This is a genomic window from Spiribacter vilamensis (assembly GCF_004217415.1).
Taxonomy (GTDB): Bacteria; Pseudomonadota; Gammaproteobacteria; order Nitrococcales; family Nitrococcaceae; genus Spiribacter; species Spiribacter vilamensis.
Genome location: NZ_SHLI01000001.1, coordinates 1,201,515 through 1,219,594, shown reverse-complemented (window position 1 = coordinate 1,219,594; position 18,080 = coordinate 1,201,515). Strand labels below are relative to the sequence as shown.

The 18,080-nt window shown below is 64.6% G+C and carries 15 protein-coding genes and 7 tRNA genes; 19 read left to right on the top strand and 3 right to left on the bottom strand.

What is annotated here, in order from left to right:
• From rplI to radA, 4 genes are read left to right on the top strand one after another with little or no spacing between them, the layout of a single operon-like run.
• A complete protein-coding gene (gene rplI / locus EV698_RS06080; protein WP_130503214.1) occupies positions 1–450 on the top strand; it encodes a 50S ribosomal protein L9 in 450 nt (149 codons plus the stop codon).
• Positions 451–466: 16 nt separating this feature from the next.
• Complete coding sequence (gene dnaB, locus EV698_RS06075) at positions 467–1,852, top strand: replicative DNA helicase (RefSeq protein WP_130503213.1); 1,386 nt, start codon at positions 467–469, stop codon at positions 1,850–1,852.
• Positions 1,849–2,943 (top strand): alanine racemase, encoded by a 1,095-nt coding sequence (gene alr, locus EV698_RS06070; protein ID WP_130503212.1) that lies wholly within the window; start codon positions 1,849–1,851, stop codon positions 2,941–2,943. Before dnaB ends, alr begins: the two co-directional genes overlap by 4 nt.
• Positions 2,930–4,321: a DNA repair protein RadA gene (gene radA / locus EV698_RS06065; RefSeq protein ID WP_130503211.1), complete on the top strand. Its 1,392-nt coding sequence runs from the start codon at positions 2,930–2,932 to the stop codon at positions 4,319–4,321. The genes alr and radA overlap by 14 nt, the downstream gene beginning before the upstream one ends.
• Here the strand turns inward: radA and folD are convergent.
• Positions 4,318–5,172, bottom strand: coding sequence for a bifunctional methylenetetrahydrofolate dehydrogenase/methenyltetrahydrofolate cyclohydrolase FolD (gene folD / locus EV698_RS06060; RefSeq protein WP_130503210.1), 855 nt, complete (start codon positions 5,170–5,172; stop codon positions 4,318–4,320). The two genes, radA and folD, sit on opposite strands and share 4 nt — an antisense overlap.
• A 54-nt stretch (positions 5,173–5,226) precedes the next feature.
• Between folD and EV698_RS06055 the strand changes: the two genes are divergently transcribed.
• Positions 5,227–5,303 (top strand) — tRNA-Arg (locus EV698_RS06055).
• Between the two features lie 17 nt (positions 5,304–5,320).
• On the opposite strand, the gene EV698_RS06050 is transcribed toward EV698_RS06055, so the two are convergent.
• The gene (locus tag EV698_RS06050) at positions 5,321–6,445 is read right to left on the bottom strand and encodes a DEAD/DEAH box helicase (RefSeq protein WP_130503209.1); all 1,125 of its coding nucleotides are present in this window, start codon (positions 6,443–6,445) and stop codon (positions 5,321–5,323) included.
• Positions 6,446–6,557: 112 nt separating this feature from the next.
• On the opposite strand from EV698_RS06050, the gene EV698_RS06045 reads away from it, so the two are divergent.
• The 4 genes from EV698_RS06045 (at position 6,558) to EV698_RS06030 (ending at position 7,519) form a co-directional block, all read left to right on the top strand.
• Positions 6,558–6,634: transfer RNA gene (locus tag EV698_RS06045), tRNA-Pro, on the top strand.
• A gap of 26 nt (positions 6,635–6,660) precedes the next feature.
• Positions 6,661–6,736: transfer RNA gene (locus EV698_RS06040), tRNA-His, on the top strand.
• A gap of 10 nt (positions 6,737–6,746) precedes the next feature.
• A tRNA-Lys gene (locus EV698_RS06035) sits at positions 6,747–6,822 on the top strand.
• A 61-nt stretch (positions 6,823–6,883) separates the two neighbouring features.
• The gene (locus EV698_RS06030) at positions 6,884–7,519 is read left to right on the top strand and encodes a shikimate kinase (RefSeq protein WP_130503208.1); all 636 of its coding nucleotides are present in this window, start codon (positions 6,884–6,886) and stop codon (positions 7,517–7,519) included.
• Here the strand turns inward: EV698_RS06030 and EV698_RS06025 are convergent.
• Complete coding sequence (locus EV698_RS06025) at positions 7,513–8,103, bottom strand: YceI family protein (RefSeq protein ID WP_130503207.1); 591 nt, start codon at positions 8,101–8,103, stop codon at positions 7,513–7,515. The genes EV698_RS06030 and EV698_RS06025 overlap by 7 nt on opposite strands.
• Before the next feature lie 123 nt (positions 8,104–8,226).
• Here EV698_RS06025 and EV698_RS06020 point away from each other — a divergent pair, with 123 nt between their 5' ends.
• From EV698_RS06020 to EV698_RS05975, 10 genes are all read left to right on the top strand, one after another.
• Positions 8,227–8,778, top strand: coding sequence for a DUF427 domain-containing protein (locus tag EV698_RS06020; RefSeq protein ID WP_130503206.1), 552 nt, complete (start codon positions 8,227–8,229; stop codon positions 8,776–8,778).
• A gap of 29 nt (positions 8,779–8,807) precedes the next feature.
• On the top strand, positions 8,808–11,495 hold the full coding sequence (locus EV698_RS06015; RefSeq protein ID WP_130503205.1) for a cation-translocating P-type ATPase: 2,688 nt from the start codon (positions 8,808–8,810) through the stop codon (positions 11,493–11,495).
• Positions 11,496–11,545: 50 nt separating this feature from the next.
• Positions 11,546–11,633, top strand: a tRNA-Leu gene (locus tag EV698_RS06010).
• 18 nt (positions 11,634–11,651) lie between these two features.
• The gene (tig, locus tag EV698_RS06005) at positions 11,652–12,995 is read left to right on the top strand and encodes a trigger factor (RefSeq protein ID WP_130503204.1); all 1,344 of its coding nucleotides are present in this window, start codon (positions 11,652–11,654) and stop codon (positions 12,993–12,995) included.
• A 2-nt stretch (positions 12,996–12,997) separates the two neighbouring features.
• A complete protein-coding gene (gene clpP, locus EV698_RS06000; protein WP_130504033.1) occupies positions 12,998–13,633 on the top strand; it encodes an ATP-dependent Clp endopeptidase proteolytic subunit ClpP in 636 nt (211 codons plus the stop codon).
• A gap of 73 nt (positions 13,634–13,706) precedes the next feature.
• Entirely contained in the window at positions 13,707–14,987 is a 1,281-nt protein-coding gene (gene clpX, locus EV698_RS05995; RefSeq protein ID WP_130503203.1) for an ATP-dependent Clp protease ATP-binding subunit ClpX, read from the top strand.
• A gap of 35 nt (positions 14,988–15,022) precedes the next feature.
• Positions 15,023–17,440 carry an endopeptidase La gene (gene lon / locus EV698_RS05990; protein ID WP_130503202.1) on the top strand — a complete coding sequence of 806 codons (2,418 nt, stop codon included), beginning with the start codon at positions 15,023–15,025 and terminating at the stop codon, positions 17,438–17,440.
• A gap of 159 nt (positions 17,441–17,599) precedes the next feature.
• A complete protein-coding gene (locus tag EV698_RS05985) occupies positions 17,600–17,872 on the top strand; it encodes an HU family DNA-binding protein (protein ID WP_130503201.1) in 273 nt (90 codons plus the stop codon).
• Between the two features lie 15 nt (positions 17,873–17,887).
• Positions 17,888–17,963, top strand: a tRNA-Val gene (locus EV698_RS05980).
• 12 nt (positions 17,964–17,975) lie between these two features.
• Positions 17,976–18,052: transfer RNA gene (locus EV698_RS05975), tRNA-Asp, on the top strand.
• The last annotated feature ends 28 nt before the right edge of the window (positions 18,053–18,080 follow it).

The window sequence follows — 18,080 nt, the reverse complement described above, 5'->3', positions numbered from 1 at the left end:
ATGGAAGTCATTCTGATGGAAAAAGTGGCCAACCTCGGTGGCCTGGGCGATACCGTCCGGGTGCGTGCCGGTTATGGCCGTAATTACCTCATCCCTCAGGGTAAGGCGCGGCCGGCGACCGCCGAAAACGTCGCCTATCTCGAGGCACAGCGGGCGGAGCTCGAGCGCAAGGCGGCCGAAGAACTCGCCGCGGCCGAGCGTCGTGCCGAGAAGATCAACGCCCAGCCGGTGTCCATCGCCGCGAATGTCGGCGACGAGGGCAAGCTGTTCGGCTCGATCGGGCCCCAGGACATCGCCGATGCCCTGACCGCCGCCGGTGTCGAGGTGGGTCGCCACGAGGTGCGCATGCCCGATGGCCCGATTCGCGCCGTTGGCGAGTACAGCGTCGAGGTGCACCTCCATGCCGACGTCAATGCGACGGTGAACGTCGACGTCACCAGCGGCACCTGAGGCGATCGCAACCGGCATGGTCGAGCCCGGCAACGTTTCGGCGGCGGAGGCCCTCAAGGTCCCGCCGCATTCCATCGAGGCGGAGCAGGCCGTGCTCGGTGGCCTCATGCTGGACAACAACGCCTGGGATCAGATTGCCGACCGCGTCAGCGAGACGGATTTCTACCGTCGCGATCATCGGCTGATCTTCCGGGCGCTCGACGCGCTGGCGGAGTCCGGGCAGCCCATGGACGCCGTCACCCTCTCGGAGTGGCTCAAGACCAACGATTCGCTGGAGAGCGCCGGTGGGCTCGGTTACCTGGGGCTGCTCGCCCGGGATACACCCAGCGCCGCCAACATCCGCGCCTACGCCGATATCGTCCGCGAGCAGTCGGTGCTCCGCCAGCTCATCGAGGCGGGGACCGAGGTCGCCAACAGCGGCTTCAATCCCGAGGGACAGAGCTCGGCGGACCTGCTCGACACGGCCGAGCGGCATATCTTTCAGATCGCCGAGCAGTCCGGCCGCAATCGCCGCGGTTTTGTCGGCGTGCGTGACGTCCTCCCCGACGTCGTCGATCGGATCGATACGCTCTATCACCAGGACAGTGACGTCACGGGGCTGCCGACCGGGTTCACTGATCTCGATCGTCTGACCTCCGGGCTACAGAACGGCGATCTCGTCATCGTCGCCGGCCGGCCGTCGATGGGAAAGACCACGTTCGCCATGAATATCGCCGAGTCCGCGGCCCTCCAGAGCGGCCCGCCGACGGCGGTGTTCAGCATGGAGATGCCTGCCGACGCGCTGGCCATGCGGATGCTCTCGTCACTGGGCCGGGTAGAGCTGCAGAAGATCCGCTCCGGGCGGCTGAGCGACGACGACTGGCCGCGTCTGACCAGCACCATGAACCTGCTCTCGCAGGCGAACCTGTTCATCGACGATACCCCCGGCCTGACGCCGACCGAGATGCGGGCGCGTTGCCGGCGACTCAAGCGCGAACACGGGATTGGACTGGTGCTGGTGGACTATCTCCAGCTCATGCAGCTGCCCGGTTTCAAGGAAAACCGCGCCGCGGAGATCTCGCAGATCTCCCGGGCGCTGAAGGGCATGGCTAAGGAGCTGGGTGTGCCGGTGATGGTGCTCTCGCAGCTCAACCGAAGCCTCGAGCAGCGCCCCAACAAGCGGCCGATCATGTCCGATCTACGCGAATCGGGAGCGATTGAGCAGGATGCAGACGTTATCGTCTTCATCTACCGCGACGAGGTCTATAACGAGGAGAGCCCCGACGCCGGGACGGCCGAGATCATCGTCGGCAAGCAGCGTAACGGGCCGGTCGGCAACGTCCGGCTTACCTTCCTCGGTCAGTACACGCGCTTCGAGAACTTTATCGCCGATGCCGGTTACGGGGGCGGTGGCTGGCAGTGAGTCGTGTCGCGCGGGCAACCATTCGGCTCGACGCCCTGCACCACAACCTGGGCGTCGCCCGACAGCAGATTCCGGATGCCAACGTGATGGCAGTGCTCAAGGCCGATGCCTACGGCCATGGCCTGCTGCCCGTGGCCCACGAGCTCGCGGCGGCGACGGATGGCTACGCCGTGAGTTGCCTGGAGGAGGCGCTGCCGCTCCGCCTCGCCGGGCTCATGCATCGGATCATCCTGCTCGAGGGGTTCTTCGATGCCGACGAGATCCCGGTCTTCTCCGCCCGGCGTCTGGATGCGGTCATCCATCAGCCCTGGCAGATCGAGGCCCTTGCCGAGGCGGATATCCCGGCGCCCATCGACTGCTGGCTGAAGGTGGATACCGGCATGGGCCGGCTGGGGTTTTCGCCTGACGAGGCAGCCGACGCGCTGGCGCGACTGAAAAGCCTGCCGGCGGTGGGGACGATTCGCTGGATGACCCACCTGGCCAGTGCCGATGAGCCCGATAATCCGCTGACGGGCGTCCAGACCGAGCGCTTCGGTGCGATGGTCGACGGCGCCCACGAGGCCTCGCTGCCCAATTCCGCGGCGACACTGCGAGGGCTCGAGCCGTATGGCGACTGGATCCGTCCGGGGATCATGCTCTACGGCGCCTCGCCGTTCGAGGACACGTCCGTGCACCCACCGCTACAGCCGGTCATGACGCTCGAGGCCGCCCTTGTTTCGGTCAAATGGTTACCGGCAGGCCATGGCGTCGGCTATGGCGGTCGATTTGCCTGTCCCGAGGCGATGCCGGTCGGCGTCATCTCCATCGGCTATGGCGACGGTTATCCGCGCCATGCCCCGGATGGCACGCCGGTACTGATTGCCGGTCAGCGCTGTCCACTGATCGGCCGGGTCTCCATGGACATGGTGATGGTCGATCTGCGCAATGTGCCGCAGGCCCGTGTCGGTGATCGCGCCATCCTCTGGGGATCGAATCCGCGGGCCACGGCGGTGGCGACGGCCTGCGGCACCATTAGCTACGAGCTGTTCTGCCGGCTGACACCGCGGGTGGAACGGGTCTATCGCCGCGGAGCGACTCATGGCGAAGGCTAGTACCAAGACCCGTTATGTCTGCACGGCCTGTGGCGGGACTTCGCCGCAGTGGGCCGGCCAGTGCCCGGAATGCGGTGAATGGAACACGCTCGAGGAGCAGTTGCAGCCGACGGCGCCGGCGGGTGGGCGAGGATCGATCCAGGTCAGTGCTCATTACGCCGGCGACAGTGGTATCCGGACGCTCGCCGAGGTGCCCCGCGACCGCGAGACCCGGTTTCCGGTGGGGATCGGCGAGTTCGATCGAGTGCTTGGCGGTGGACTGGTTGCCGGTGGCGTCGTCCTCCTCGGCGGGGATCCCGGAATCGGCAAATCAACGCTTTTGCTGGAGGTGGTCGCGCGGGTCGCCAACCGTTACGGGGCGCTCTATGTCACCGGCGAGGAATCGCTGCAGCAGGTGGGGCTGCGCGCCGAGCGCCTCGGAGTGGGCGATGCCGGGCTGAAACTGCTCGCCGAGACCCGCGTCGAGACCATTATCGAGCTCGCTGCCCGCGAGCGTCCCGAGGTGCTGGTGGTCGATTCCATCCAGACGATTCACAGCGATGCGCTGGGCTCCGCGCCGGGCGGCGTCGCGCAGGTCCGCGAGTCCGCCGCGCAGCTGGTGCAGTTCGCCAAGCGGACCGGGACCGTGCTGTTCCTCGTCGGCCATGTCACCAAGGAAGGCCAGCTTGCCGGCCCCCGGGTGCTCGAGCACATGGTCGATACGGTGCTGTATTTCGAGAGTGATTCGGGCAGCCGGTATCGATTGCTGCGCGCGGTCAAGAACCGCTTCGGCGCGGCCAATGAACTGGGCGTATTCGCGATGCTGGATACGGGGCTCAAAGAGGTCAAAAACCCGTCCGCCATCTTCCTCTCCCGCCATGAGCAGCCCGTGCCCGGGAGTGCCATCCTCGTTACCCGCGAGGGAACCCGTCCGTTGCTGCTCGAATTGCAGGCGCTGGTGGCAGAGAGCCCGCTGTCCAATCCACGCCGACTGGCGGTGGGACTGGATGGCAATCGCATGGGCATGCTGCTCGCCGTGCTCCAGCGCCATGCCGGTATCAGTACGGCGGGCGAGGACGTGTTCGTGAATATCGTTGGCGGAGTCCGGGTTGCCGAGACGGCGAGTGACCTGCCCGCGCTGCTCGCCGTCATTTCGAGCCTTCGGGATCGTCCCATCCCCCAGGACTGGGTGGTTTTCGGTGAAGTCGGCCTGGCCGGTGAGATTCGGCCGGTTCCCAATGGCGCCGATCGCCTGGCGGAGGCGGCGCGACACGGATTTCGTCGGGCCCTGGTACCGGCGAAAAACCGCCCGGCGACCGGAGAGGCCCCGAGTGGACTGGAGATCATGGGTGTCGAGCGCCTCGAGGAGGCTCTCGATCTGATTCGCGAGGCCGATTAGCCGTCGAGTTGCCGGGTGGCCTCGAGGGTGTTTTCCAGCAGCGTGGCCCGGGTAAGGGGGCCGACACCGCCCGGGACCGGCGTCATCCAGCCCGCGCGCTGCATTGCCCCGTCGGCCTCCACATCGCCGACCAGGCGACCGTCTTCCTGACGATTGATCCCCACGTCGATCACCGTGGCGCCGGGCTTGATCCAGTCGCCGGGAATGAAGGCAGTCCGCCCCACGGCGGCAACGAGCACGTCGGCCTGTGCGACCTGGTCCTGCAGATCACGCGTTCGACTGTGGCAGACCGTCACCGTGCAACGCGCGTTGAGCAATTCCAGCGCCATCGGACGGCCGACGATATTGGACTGGCCGATGACCACGGCATGCGCGCCGACGAGATCGGTGTCGGTGTGCTCGAGCAGTGTCATCACCCCGTGGGGCGTGCAGGAGCGCAGGCCGGGCAGTCGCAGGACCAGGCGGCCGACATTCTGCGGGTGAAAACCGTCGACGTCCTTGGCCGGATCGATCCGCTCGATGATCGCCTGGGCATCGATATGATCCGGTAGCGGCAGCTGCACAAGAATGCCGTGGATCGCCGGGTCGGCGTTCAGCTCGTCGACCAGGGCCGTCAGTTCGTCCTGCGTGGTGGACGTCGGCAGGTCGTGATCCTGCGCGGCAAATCCTACCTGCTCGCAGTCGCGACGCTTCATGCGCACGTAGACGGCCGATGCCGAATTGTCACCCACCAGCACGACGGCGAGGCCCGGGATTGACTGATTATTGCTGCGGCGCTCGGTGACCGCGGTCTGGATGGTGTCTCGGATGCCGGCGGCAATCGCCTTGCCATCGATGATCTGTGCGCCCATAACACTCTCTTCGCCATGATCTGCGTCGGGAATGGTTGTACAATCCGTCGTGACGCGCCCGTAGCTCAATCGGATAGAGCATCGGCCTTCTAAGCCGAGGGTTGCAGGTTCAAGCCCTGCCGGGCGCACCACGATCCGGTTCGGAGCGTCAGGCCACCGCGTCGGCGCGCTTCAGCGAGCGCTTGAGCAAACGCTCGACGCCCTTCAGCAGCTTGTTCTCATCCGGTGCGACCAGTGAGATGGCCTCGCCTGTGTTGCCTGCCCGTCCCGTGCGGCCGATCCGATGGACGTAATCCTCGGCGACATGGGGCATGTCGAAGTTGACCACGTGCGGCAACTGATCGATGTCCAGTCCCCGGGCGGCGATGTCCGTCGCCACAAGCACGCGAACCCGACCTTTCTTGAAGCCGTCCAGTGCCTGGGTCCGCGCCGTCTGGCTCTTGTTGCCGTGAATGGCGGCCGTACTCAGACCATCCTGGTCGAGCTGCTTGCTCAGGTTGTTGGCGCCATGCTTGGTGCGGGTAAATACCAGGACCTGCTGCCAGTCGCCCTCGCGGATCAGGCGGCTGAGCAGGGGACGCTTCTGCGCCTTGTCGAGGCGGTAGACCGACTGTTCCACCGTATCCGCGGCGCTGTGCGTCGGGGCGACGTCGATCTCGACCGGGTTTTTCAGCATGCCGGACGCGAGCTGGCGGATCTCTTTCGAGAACGTTGCCGAGAAAAGCAACGTCTGGCGATTCTCCGGGATCTGTTTCAGAACCTTGCGGATATCGTGAATGAAACCCATGTCGAGCATGCGGTCGGCCTCGTCCAGTACGACGCTCTCGACGCGATCGAGGCGCAGATTGTCGCGGTTCAGGTGGTCGAGCAGCCGTCCCGGTGTCGCGATGAGGATGTCCACGCCCTTGCGCAGGCGGTCGATCTGCGGCTGCATGCCGACGCCACCAAAGACGACGCCCGAGCGCAGCGGCAGGTTGGCGCCGTACTGTTTGACGCTCTCGTGGATCTGCGCCGCCAGCTCCCGCGTCGGGGCGATGATCAGTAGCCGGACCGGTCGACGCTTGCCCTCCGGCTTGCGCGCGGCGAGGCGCTGCAGCAGGGGCAGGGTGAAGGCTGCGGTCTTGCCCGTGCCGGTCTGGGCGGCGCCAAGCAGGTCCCTGCCGTTGAGGACTTCCGGAATAGCCTGTTCCTGGATTGAGGTGGGGGTGTTGTAGCCCGAGTCCTTAACGGCGTCGAGCAGCTCGGTCTGAAGACCGAAATCATCAAATGTCATCGAATCGTTTCTCCTTGCGATGCAGCATAGTATACGCACATTGACCGGAAGGAGGGGGCTCAGTATTATTTCCGGATTCCTTGCGGTGTCTGCAGGGGACCTGCGGTCGAGGCGGGGTGTAGCGCAGCCTGGTAGCGCGTCTGCTTTGGGAGCAGGATGTCGGGGGTTCAAATCCCTCCACCCCGACCAGTTGAATCGCAGGAAAACAACCGGTGGTGGGCGTAGCTCAGTAGGTAGAGCTCCGGATTGTGGCTCCGGTGGTCGTGGGTTCAAGTCCCATCGCTCACCCCACCTTATCGATGGGCCGTTAGCTCAATTGGTAGAGCAGCTGACTCTTAATCAGTTGGTTGTAGGTTCGAGTCCTACACGGCCCACCATGTATTCCGCCCGTCTCTCCCCGCCAGCCCGCTCGTTCATTGCGATAAATGGAGTTCTGCCTTGCCCGGCGATTCGTTGAACAGCCTGTCCCCGTTTCACCCCGTGATTATTGAAGGCGCCGGTGGCCGGGATACCCGTGATCCTGTCGACGTGGCACGAGGGCTCGCCGATCGGCTTGTCGCGCACTGGAAGGAACGCTCGATCGCTCGACCGCCGCTATTGATCACCCAGGGCGATCCAGTCGAGCCGCGCGGCATCGCCGCGATCACTCCCCTGGTGGCGGAGCGCCTGGAGATCCCCCGCGGGCTGGTGTGCCTGGACGAATCGATCGCGCCTTACCACGCCCGCGACGCCGATCGCCATGGTGTCGTCGCGGAATTCCGGTACCCCCAGTTCGAGGCCGTGCTCGAGGCGGCGCGCCCCGGTGGCGTTGACGCCCTGCAGGCCGCGGTGGACGAGGCGATCGACATCAAAAACCGTCGTCGTCAGGCCCAGGACAAGCCGCCCCTGAAGGACTACTTCCGGGATTTCGCCATGCTCCAGGAGGTGACCAAGGCCGCCTGTCGGCAGCTCTGCGGCGAGATCACGGTCGCCCATACCGACAACACGGTCCACGAGTTCTCGGTCACCAGCTTCTACACCATTGGCCTCGCGCTCGGCTGGATCGATCGCGAGGACATGGTGTTGGGCTACTGACGGATGCCCTCCACCTCGAGTTGCAGATGGACGGTCTCACTGGCCGGCCCCAGGTTGTAGTCGATCCCGTAATCCGCCAGCTGGAATGACGTCTCGCCGCTGAAGCCGGCCCGATAGCCGCCCCACGGATCCTCCCCCTCGCCGATTTTCTCGACATCGATACTGATCGGGCGGGTGACGCCGTGCAGCGTGAAGTCGCCCTCCAGCGTTGCCGTACCATCATCGTGGGGAATGTAGTCGGTGCTGACGAATCGCGCCTCGGGGTACTGCTCCACGGCCAGGAAGTCGTCACTGCGGAGGTGTTTGTCGCGTTTCTCGTGGTTGGAGTCGACGCTCGCCGGGTCGATGTTGACGGTGATCTCGGCATCGCCGGGATTGTCGGCGTCGTAACTGAATTCGCCGCTGAAGTCGTTGAAGCGACCCGTCAGCCAGCTGTAGCCGAGGTGGCTGATGCGGAAATTGACCGAGGCGTGGCTGCCCTCGGTGTCGATGACATAGTCGGCGGCCATTGCCGGTGCGACGCCGATTGCGCCAGTCAGTACCAGACCGCCGATCAGCGGGCGGGTAATGATTCGATTCGCCATGGTGATTCTCCCTTCCCGTTTCGTTGCAGCGTACCCGAGGTGGGCCTGTCTATCGATGTCGCTTTACGGGGGTAGCGGGCTTCATCATGATGCAGTGCACACATCGCCAATAGGGGTGCCGGTATGAGCAATGATCGGGACAATCAGCGTCAGCGTGACGCCTGGCGTTATCGAGGGGGTGATCGGCCGCCGTTCGCCGTTACGCCGGGTTCCGGCGAAGAGTCCGTGTGGGACTATCCGCGGCCGCCGGCCTATAAGCCGGATCGGCGTGGCGTCACGGTACTGGTCAACGGCCAGCGTATGGCCCGCAGTGATCATGCGATTCGCGCGATGGAGACCGGCAGCCCGCCCGCGTTCTATCTGCCCCCCGAGGCCGTGGATGTCGCTTTCCTGCGCCCATCCAGTCATCGTACGTATTGTGAATGGAAGGGCGAGGCCGAGTATTTCGATGTCGTGACCGACACCGACGTAATCGAGGCTGCGGTCTGGCGATACCCGCGGCCATTGCCAGGCGCAGAGGCGATCGCGGGCTGGTACTCGCTCTATCCCGAAAAACTCACCGCCTATGTGGGTGACGAGCCCGTGCAGGCGCAGTCAGGGCGCTACTACGGCGGCTGGGTGACAAGCGAGCTGGTGGGGCCGTGGAAGGGTGATCCGGGCACCGGCCACTGGTAGCGGGGCAGGCCGCGTGAGGGAGAACAGCAATGGCAGGCGATAACGGCGCCAACCTCCGAGAGGCGGAAACCGCCTGGCATGCACAAACCGCCGAGGCAACGCTGTCCGGGCTGGCCACTTCGGCCGACGGGCTCGAGCCCGCAGAGGTCGAGACCCGGCTCGAGCGCTATGGCGAGAACCGCCAGCGGCCACCGAGACGCCGCAGTCGCCTGGAGCGGCTCGCGAGCCAGTTCCATAACCTGCTCATCTATCTGCTGCTACTGGCAGCGATGATTACGGCGGCGCTGGGTCACTGGATCGACACCGGCGTCATCATCGCCGTGGTGGTTATCAACGCCGTCATCGGCTATATCCAGGAGGGCAAGGCCGAGACCGCGATGGCGGCCATTCGCGGCCTGCTGGCGCCGGAGGCGTCGGTGCGGCGCGGTGGCCAGCGGCAGAACATTGATGCCACCCGGGTCGTGCCGGGCGATATCCTCATTCTCGAGCCGGGGGCGAAAGTTGCGGCGGATGTTCGTCTGATCACGGCGCGCGGTCTGGCCGTGGACGAGTCGGCGCTGACCGGTGAGTCGGTCCCGGTCAATAAACAGGTGGACGCGGTCGCGGCCAACGCCGGATTGGGTGATCGCCTGTCCATGGCGTTCGCCGGCACGCTCGTCACGGCGGGCGAGGGCGTTGGCGTGGTGGTGGCCACGGCGGAGCAGACCCAGCTGGGACGGGTCACCGAGATGCTCGCGCAGGTCGAAACCCTGACCACGCCGCTGCTCCGTCATCTCGACCGGCTGGGTCGTCAACTCGCGGTGATTATCGTGGCCACCGGGGCGCTCACCGCGCTAGCGGGCGTACTCCTCCACGGTTTCTCGCCGGTGGCGATGTTCATGGCCGCCGTGGGCCTCGCCGTCGCGGCAATCCCGGAAGGACTGCCGGCGATTGTCACGATTACTTTGGCGCTGGGGGTCCGGCGTCTTGCGGCACGTAATGCCATCGTCCGGCGATTGCCGGCAGTGGAGACGCTGGGTGCGGTGACGGTCATTTGCTCGGACAAGACCGGGACGCTGACGCGCAACGAGATGACCGTTCAGGAGTTGCAACTCGCGGATGGTCTGCACACGGTCGGTGATGCGGCAGCGCCGGGGGGAGCGGCGATGCCGCTGGCGCGGGCCGTGGCACTCTGTACCGATGCCGCTGTCCAGCGCGACCAGGCGGCCGGCATCGGCATCAGTGGCGATCCGATGGAGGTCGCGCTCCTGCATCTCGCCGAATCCGTCGGCGTCGATGTCGAGGACTGGCGGACCCGCTATCCCCGGGTCGACAGCATCCCGTTCGACTCGGGACATCGCTACATGGCGACCCTGCACGACAGCGGCCAAGGGCAGTGGCTGGTGGTCAAGGGAGCCCCGGAGGCGGTGGTCCCGCGTTGCGATCGAGTGCTCACTGACAGCGGGACCGTGGCGCTCGACGAACAGGCCTGGCACCGGCATGCCGAGCAGATGGCGGCACGCGGGCTGCGCCTGCTCGCGGTGGCGGAGCGCCGGTCGGACGACGGTACGATGGCCATCCATGGGGGCGACGGCCCCACCGCGCTGGTGCTGATCGGTTTGGTGGCGATTATCGATCCGCCCCGGCCCGAGGCGATCGCCGCCGTCGCGGCGTCGCAGCGCGCGGGGATCCAGGTCAAGATGATCACCGGTGATCACGCCGTCACCGCGGCGGCGATCGGCCGGCAGCTGGGGCTCGGCGACGAGACGCGGGGGGTGACGGGCGATGAGCTCGAGGCCATGGATGACGACACGTTCCGGCGCACGGCCCGCGAGCGAAAGGTGTTTGCCCGGGTCTCGCCGGCGCACAAGCTCCGGCTGGTCGAGGCGCTGCAGTCCGACGCGCATGTGGTTGCAATGACCGGCGATGGCGTCAACGACGCCCCGGCGCTCAAGCGCGCGGACGTGGGGGTCTCGATGGGTCGTGGTGGCACCGATGCCGCGCGCGAGTCGTCGGAAATCGTCCTCGCCGATGACAATTTCGCCACCATCGAGGCGGCCATCCATGAAGGCCGGGTCATTTACGACAATATCGTCAAGTCGATCCTCTTTATCCTGCCGACCAATGCCGCCCAGGCGCTACTGCTGGTGATCGCGGTGCTGGTGGGCATCATGCTGCCGGTCACCCCGGTGCAGATCCTCTGGGTGAACATGATCACCGCGGTTACGCTGGCGCTGGCGCTCGCGTTCGAGCCCGCGGAGGACGACGTCATGGCGCGACCGCCGCGATCGGCCGCGGCGACGCTGATCCCGTCGGGAATGGGGGTGAGAGTCCTGTTGGTCGCCGCACTCATGCTGGCCGGGACGCTCGCGGTGTTTCTGCGCGAACAGGCACTCGGGCGCGACCTGGCCGAGGCACGGACGCTGGCGGTGAATACGCTGGTGCTCTTCGAGGTCTGGTACCTGTTCTCGGCACGACGGTTGCAGACCAGTGCACTCAATCGCAGTGGCCTGTCCGGCAACCGCTACGTGTTGCTATCGATTGCCGTCATTATCGTCGCGCAGCTCGCCTTTACCTACGCGCCGCCCATGCAGGTGCTCTTCGATACCCGCCCGATCGGGGCGTCGGACTGGCTCCTCGCGCTGGTCGTCAGCCTGCCGGTGGTGGTTGTGGCCGAGGGTCACAAGGCGTGGCAGCGCCGCTGCCATCGCCGTTCTGCCGAGTCCATGCGGAGTTAGCTTTTGCCGGATGCGGCATGCCGGTATACTGATTGTTTAGATGTCAATACGCGAAAGTGGCGGAACCGGTAGACGCGCTGGGTTTAGGTCCCAGTGGGGCATCCCCCCGTGCGAGTTCGAGTCTCGCCTTTCGCACCAATTATCCAGAGGTAGGTAATGCAAGTATCGGTGGAGTCGGGCGACGGCCTGGAGCGCACATTGAAGGTCCAGGTGCCTTCCGAACAGGTGGACGAACAGGTTAACCAGAAGCTGCGCGAGATGCGCGGCCAGGTCCGCCTGCAGGGATTCCGGCCCGGCAAGGTGCCTATGAAGGTCGTCGAGAAGCGGTACGGGCCGCAGGTGCGCAGCGAGGTGCTCGACGAGGTGGTCCGGTCCACCTACGCCGAGGCGCTCGAGCAGGAATCACTGCGTCCGGCCGGCACCCCCGATATCCAGCCGTTGACCGTCGAGCCGGGCAAGGATCTGGAGTACGAGGCGCGCTTCGAGATCGTGCCCGATGTAACCGTGGGCGATATCGAGTCCATCGAGCTCGAACGCCCGGCAGTCGATATCGAGACCGCGGACGTCGATCGCATTCTGGATCGGCTGCGTCGGCAGCATGCCGAGTACAGCGAGGTCGATCGGCCTGCGGCCCAGGGCGACCAGGTGACCATTGACTTTGACGGCAAGGTCGATGGCGAGGATTTCGATGGCAACAGCGGCGAGGATGTGCAGGTTTCGCTGGGCGAGGGGCAGATGCCGGGTCCCTTCGAGGAAGAGCTGACCGGGATGCAGGCCGGTGAGAGCAAGACCATCCGTTACACCTTCCCCGAGAACTTTCCGGATGCCGCCATTGCCGGTCGCGAGGCGGAATTCGCCGTGACCATGAAGACCGTCGAGGGGCCCGAGCTCCCCGAGGCCGACGAGAGCTTCGCCGAGACCCTCGGTATCGAGGGTGGCGTCGAGACGCTTCGCGAGCGTATCGCCGATAGCCTCGAGCGGGAACGCGACCAGGCTGTCCGTAGTCGGATCAAGAACCAGGTGATGAATGCTCTGGTCGAGCGCAACGACATGCCGCTGCCCCGGGCCCTCGTGGACCGGGAGATCGAGCAGGTCCGCGAGCAGACGCTGGAGCAGATGCGCCAGGCCGGAGCCGCGGGCGACGATCCCGATCTGCCGGTCGATCGTTTCGAAGAAGAGGCGCAGCGTCGCGTCAAGCTGGGGCTGCTGGTGAATGAGATCGTTCGGGCCAACGAGATCGAGATCGAGCCCGAGCGGATGCAGGCGGCGCTGCAGCGCGTCGCGTCGGGTTATGAGCAGCCCGAGCAGGTCATGCAGCACTACCTCCAGAACCAGGAGGCGTTGCAGAGCCTGCAGCTCCAGGTGATGGAAGACCAGGTGGTCGACTGGGTCCTCGAGCGGGCCCAGGTCACCGAAAAACCGATGAGTCTCGATGCACTGACCAGTGGCGTCGACGATGAAAGCAATAGCGAGGCCGAAAGCGGTCAGGAGTCAGAGTGAAGATGAGCGAAGAGCGCTACGAAAACGCCCCCATGGGCACCGGCCTTGTGCCGATGGTCGTCGAGCAGACCGCACGCGGCGAGCGCTCGTACGACATATATTCCCGGCTGCTCAAGGAGCGGGTGATTTTCCTGGTCGGTCCGGTGGAGGATCATCAGGCGAATCTCCTGATCGCTCAGCTGCTCTTTCTGGAGTCGGAAAACCCGGACAAGGATATCCACTTCTACATCAACAGCCCCGGTGGTCTGGTGACGGCGGGACTGGCGATTTACGACACGATGCAGTTCATCAAGCCGGATATCAGTACGGTCTGCATCGGTCAGGCGGCGAGCATGGGATCACTACTCCTGACGGCGGGCGCCGCGGGCAAGCGTTTCGCACTGCCCAACGCCCGGGTGATGATCCACCAGCCGCTGGGCGGCTTCCAGGGACAGGCAACCGATATCGATATCCATGCCCGGGAGATCCTCAACACGCGTGAGCGGTTGAACCGGATTATGGCCTATCACACCGGCCAGCCCCTGGAGACGATCGCGCAGGATACCGAGCGCGACAACTTCATGGACCCCGAGGCGTCGCGTGATTACGGCCTGATCGACCAGGTGCTGACCGATCGCAGCAAGCTGCCGCTTGAGTAGGCGGCGCTTGCATCCCCGCGGAAAAGCGGGCATCGTCGAAATAGAGAACTTCTGGCATGCACAAAGGTAGCCCATGACTGACAAAAATGATGGCGGTCGCGGCGACGACAACGGCAAGCCGCTCCACTGCTCATTCTGTGGCAAGAGCCAGCACGAGGTACGCAAGCTGATTGCGGGGCCCTCTGTGTTTGTCTGCGACGAGTGCGTCGAACTCTGCAACGACATCATCCGCGAGGAGATGGAAGAGACCAGCGCTGAGAAGGGCGCGGGGCTTCCCACGCCCCACGAGATCAATGCCGAACTGGATGGCCACGTCATCGGACAGGACCATGCCAAGAAGGTGTTGTCCGTCGCGGTCTACAACCACTACAAGCGGATGCAGGCAGCACAGGGTCGCGATGATATCGAGCTCAACAAGAGCAATATTCTCCTGATCGGCCCGACCGGTTCCGGCAAGACGCTGCTCGCCGAAACACTGGCGCGGCTTCTTGATGTCCCGTTCACCATCGCCGATGCCACCACCCTGACCGAGGCCGGGTATGTCGGCGAGGATGTCGAAAACATCATCCAGAAGCTGTTGCAGAAGTGCGATTACGATGTTGAAAAGGCCCAGCGGGGCATTGTCTACATCGACGAGATCGACAAGGTCTCGCGCAAATCGGATAACCCGTCGATCACCCGGGACGTCTCCGGCGAGGGGGTCCAGCAGGCCCTGTTGAAGCTGATCGAGGGCACGACTGCGTCGGTTCCTCCCCAGGGCGGTCGCAAGCACCCGCAGCAGGAATTCCTGCAGGTCGATACAAGCAACATCCTGTTCATTTGCGGCGGCGCGTTCGCGGGGCTCGAGAAGGTGATCCAGCAGCGCTCCGAGAAGGGCGGTATCGGCTTCTACGCCGAGATCAAGGATGCCTCGCAGCGCAAGGCCGTGGGCGAGACGCTGCGGGACGTCGAGCCCGAGGACCTGATGCGTTACGGCCTGATCCCGGAGTTCGTCGGCCGGCTGCCGGTGGTCGCCACCCTCAACGAGCTCGACGAGGAAGCGCTGGTCCAGATCCTTCGCGAGCCGAAGAATGCCCTGGTCAAGCAGTTCCATCGCCTCTTCGAAATGGAAGAGGTCGAGCTCGAGTTCCGTGACGAGGCGCTCTACGAGGTGGCACGCAAGGCCATTGCCCGTAACACAGGGGCACGCGGGCTGCGGACACTCGTCGAGCATGTCCTGCTCGATACCATGTACGAGCTGCCATCGCTCGAGAATGTCAGCAAGGTCGTGGTGGACGACGCAGTCATCCGCGGCGAGACCGCCCCCTATCTGATCTACGACGGCTCGGAGCAGTCGGCCGCGGCCTCGGACTGAGCCGTGGCCGGGCCCCCGGCCTCAAGAGGATACCCATGACCCAGGAATTGACGCCAGCAGGCGGCGCCGTTATGCCGGTGCTGCCGCTGCGCGATGTCGTTGTCTATCCACACATGGTTATCCCGCTGTTTGTCGGTCGCGAGAAGTCGATCCAGGCACTCGAGCGGGCGATGACCGACGATAAGCGCGTCCTTCTCGTTGCACAGCACAGCGCCGAGGTGGACGACCCCGCCGCCGGTCATCTCTACGGCACCGGGACAGTCGCCAATATCCTGCAGATGCTCAAACTGCCCGACGGGACCGTCAAGGTGCTCGTGGAAGGTGTCGAGCGCGCGCAGGTCTCGGACATCGGCGACAGCGACGGGTACTTCACCGCGAACGCCGTGACGCTGCCCGACGAGTCGGTGGCCGGCGATGAAGAAGTGGATGTAATGATCCGCTCGCTGATGTCGCTGTTCGAGCAGTACGTCAAGCTCAACAAAAAGGTGCCGCCGGAGGTCCTGTCCTCGCTCCAGGGGATCGAGGAACCGGGTCGGCTGGCGGATACCGTCGCTGCGCACATGAGCCTGAAGATCGATGAAAAGCAGACGATCCTGGAAATGGAAAACCCGGCTCGTCGGCTCGAGCACCTCATGGCGCTTATCGAGGGCGAGCTCGACGTTCTCCAGGTCGAAAAGCGCATCCGTGGCCGCGTCAAGCAGCAAATGGAGAAGTCGCAGCGCGAGTACTACCTGAATGAGCAGATGAAGGCCATTCAGAAAGAACTCGGGGAGATGGACGACGCGCCCAACGAAGTCGAGGATCTCGAGAAGAAAATCGAGGCCTCGGGCATGTCGAAAGAGGCGCGGGAGAAAGCGGATCAGGAGCTTAACAAGCTCCGGATGATGTCGCCCATGTCCGCCGAGGCCACGGTCGTGCGGAGCTATCTCGAGTGGATGGTGGAGGTGCCGTGGAAAAAGCGCACGCGCGTGCGGCACGATCTGCCGCGCGCCGAGGCGATCCTCGATGCCGATCACTACGGCCTCGAGAAGGTCAAGGAACGGATCCTCGAGTATCTCGCCGTGCAGCAGCGCGTGCGCAAGCTCAAAGGACCGATCCTCTGCCTAGTGGGGCCGCCCGGCGTCGGCAAGACCTCGCTCGGCGAGTCGATCGCGCGCTCGATCAACCGCCGGTTCGTGCGCATGTCGCTCGGCGGCGTTCGCGATGAGGCCGAGATCCGCGGCCATCGGCGGACCTATATCGGGTCGCTGCCGGGCAAGATCATCCAGAAGCTGACCAAGGTCGGTAAGCGCAATCCGCTGTTCCTGCTCGACGAGGTCGACAAGATGGCCATGGACTTCCGGGGAGATCCGGCATCGGCCCTGCTGGAGGTGCTGGACCCGGAACAGAACGCTACCTTCAACGACCACTACCTGGAGGTCGACTTCGACCTCTCCGACGTCATGTTCGTCTGTACGGCGAATACGCTGGACATCCCGGGTCCGCTCCTCGATCGCATGGAAGTGATCCGGCTGTCCGGGTATACCGAAGAGGAGAAGGTCAATATCGCCCGCAACTATCTGCTGCCCAAGCAGATCAAGGCGAATGGCCTCAAGGCGGGCGAGCTCGAAGTCAGTGACAACGCCCTGCGCGATATCGCCCGTTACTACACGCGCGAGGCCGGCGTCCGGAACTTCGAACGCGAGGTTGCAAAGATCGCCCGTCGCGTCGTCAAGGAAGTACTGGTCAAGCCGCGCGATCGGGCCGTGCAGGTCAGTACCCAGAACCTCGACAAGTACCTCGGGGTGCGTCGCTATCGCTATGGTGTCGCCGAGTCGACGGACCAGGTGGGGCGGGTGACTGGCCTGGCCTGGACCGAGGTGGGCGGAGAGCTCCTGACCATCGAGAGCGTGGTCGTTCCGGGCAAGGGGCGGCTACAGAATACCGGCCAGCTGGGTGACGTGATGAAGGAGTCGATTCACGCCGCCCAGACCGTGATGCGCAGTCGCTCGTCGTCACTCGGGATCGCCGCGGATTTCCATCAGAACCACGACATCCACATCCATGTGCCCGAGGGTGCCATCCCCAAGGATGGTCCAAGCGCCGGTGTCGGCATGTGCACCGCGCTTGTCTCCGCCGCTACGGGAATCCCGGTGTCTGCGGGTGTAGCGATGACCGGCGAGATCACGCTCCGGGGCGAGGTGCTTCCCATCGGCGGTCTCAAGGAGAAACTGCTGGCGGCACTTCGCGGCGGCATCCGGACCGTGCTGATCCCCGAGGATAATCGCAAGGATCTTGCTGACATCCCCCGGGATATCAAATCAAGGCTGGATATCCGTCCGGTCCGCTGGATTGACGAGGTGTTGTCCGCCGCACTGGTATCGCAGCCGGTCCCCCTCGAGAACGGTGGTGAGGCGCTCGGTGAGGCCGCATCGAACACCGACGCGGTGACCACCGGCATCCGTCCGCACTAATGCGGGCGGGCGGTTTGACAGTCGCCGGCCTGCCAATGCTAAATAAGCGGCGTTGCCTAGGCACACTGAGCGATTGTCGCAGCGCGGCCAAAACGATAGCATGCACGGCATCGGTCGCATCGGCGATCATTGATAGAATAACTTCGAAGGGGATCATTCATGAATAAGTCCGAACTCATTGACGCCGTCGCCGAATCGGCCGACCTCTCCAAGGCCGACGCCACGAAGGCCGTCGACGCGTTCGCCGCTACGGTGACCGATGCGCTGAACCAGGGCGACCAGGTAACACTGGTTGGCTTCGGTACCTTTACGGTCCGCGAGCGGGCAGCCCGGACCGGTCGTAACCCCCGCACCGGGGAGTCAATCGACATCCCTGCGTCGAAAGTGCCGGGTTTCAAGGCTGGCAAGGCGCTCAAGGACGCGGTAAACTAGAGATTACTTGTCGAGGGGTGGTTAGCTCAGTTGGGAGAGCGTCGCCCTTACAAGGCGAATGTCGGGGGTTCGAACCCCTCACCACCCACCAAGGTGAAAAAACGGAGCGGTAGTTCAGCAGGTTAGAATGCCGGCCTGTCACGCCGGAGGTCGCGGGTTCGAATCCCGTCCGCTCCGCCATACAATCCCACCATCAGGAAGGCGCCCA

What these genes read in the sequence shown, in the direction of transcription:
- rplI (WP_130503214.1), top strand. Translation starts at nt 1, where the DNA reads ATGGAAGTCATTCTGATGGAAAAAGTGGCCAACCTCGGTGGCCTGGGC.
- dnaB (WP_130503213.1), top strand. Translation starts at nt 467, where the DNA reads ATGGTCGAGCCCGGCAACGTTTCGGCGGCGGAGGCCCTCAAGGTCCCG.
- radA (WP_130503211.1), top strand. Translation starts at nt 2,930, where the DNA reads ATGGCGAAGGCTAGTACCAAGACCCGTTATGTCTGCACGGCCTGTGGC.
- folD (WP_130503210.1), bottom strand. Translation starts at nt 5,172, where the DNA reads ATGGGCGCACAGATCATCGATGGCAAGGCGATTGCCGCCGGCATCCGA.
- EV698_RS06050 (WP_130503209.1), bottom strand. Translation starts at nt 6,445, where the DNA reads ATGACATTTGATGATTTCGGTCTTCAGACCGAGCTGCTCGACGCCGTT.
- EV698_RS06025 (WP_130503207.1), bottom strand. Translation starts at nt 8,103, where the DNA reads ATGGCGAATCGAATCATTACCCGCCCGCTGATCGGCGGTCTGGTACTG.
- EV698_RS06020 (WP_130503206.1), top strand. Translation starts at nt 8,227, where the DNA reads ATGAGCAATGATCGGGACAATCAGCGTCAGCGTGACGCCTGGCGTTAT.
- EV698_RS06015 (WP_130503205.1), top strand. Translation starts at nt 8,808, where the DNA reads ATGGCAGGCGATAACGGCGCCAACCTCCGAGAGGCGGAAACCGCCTGG.
- tig (WP_130503204.1), top strand. Translation starts at nt 11,652, where the DNA reads ATGCAAGTATCGGTGGAGTCGGGCGACGGCCTGGAGCGCACATTGAAG.
- clpP (WP_130504033.1), top strand. Translation starts at nt 12,998, where the DNA reads ATGAGCGAAGAGCGCTACGAAAACGCCCCCATGGGCACCGGCCTTGTG.
- clpX (WP_130503203.1), top strand. Translation starts at nt 13,707, where the DNA reads ATGACTGACAAAAATGATGGCGGTCGCGGCGACGACAACGGCAAGCCG.
- lon (WP_130503202.1), top strand. Translation starts at nt 15,023, where the DNA reads ATGACCCAGGAATTGACGCCAGCAGGCGGCGCCGTTATGCCGGTGCTG.
- EV698_RS05985 (WP_130503201.1), top strand. Translation starts at nt 17,600, where the DNA reads ATGAATAAGTCCGAACTCATTGACGCCGTCGCCGAATCGGCCGACCTC.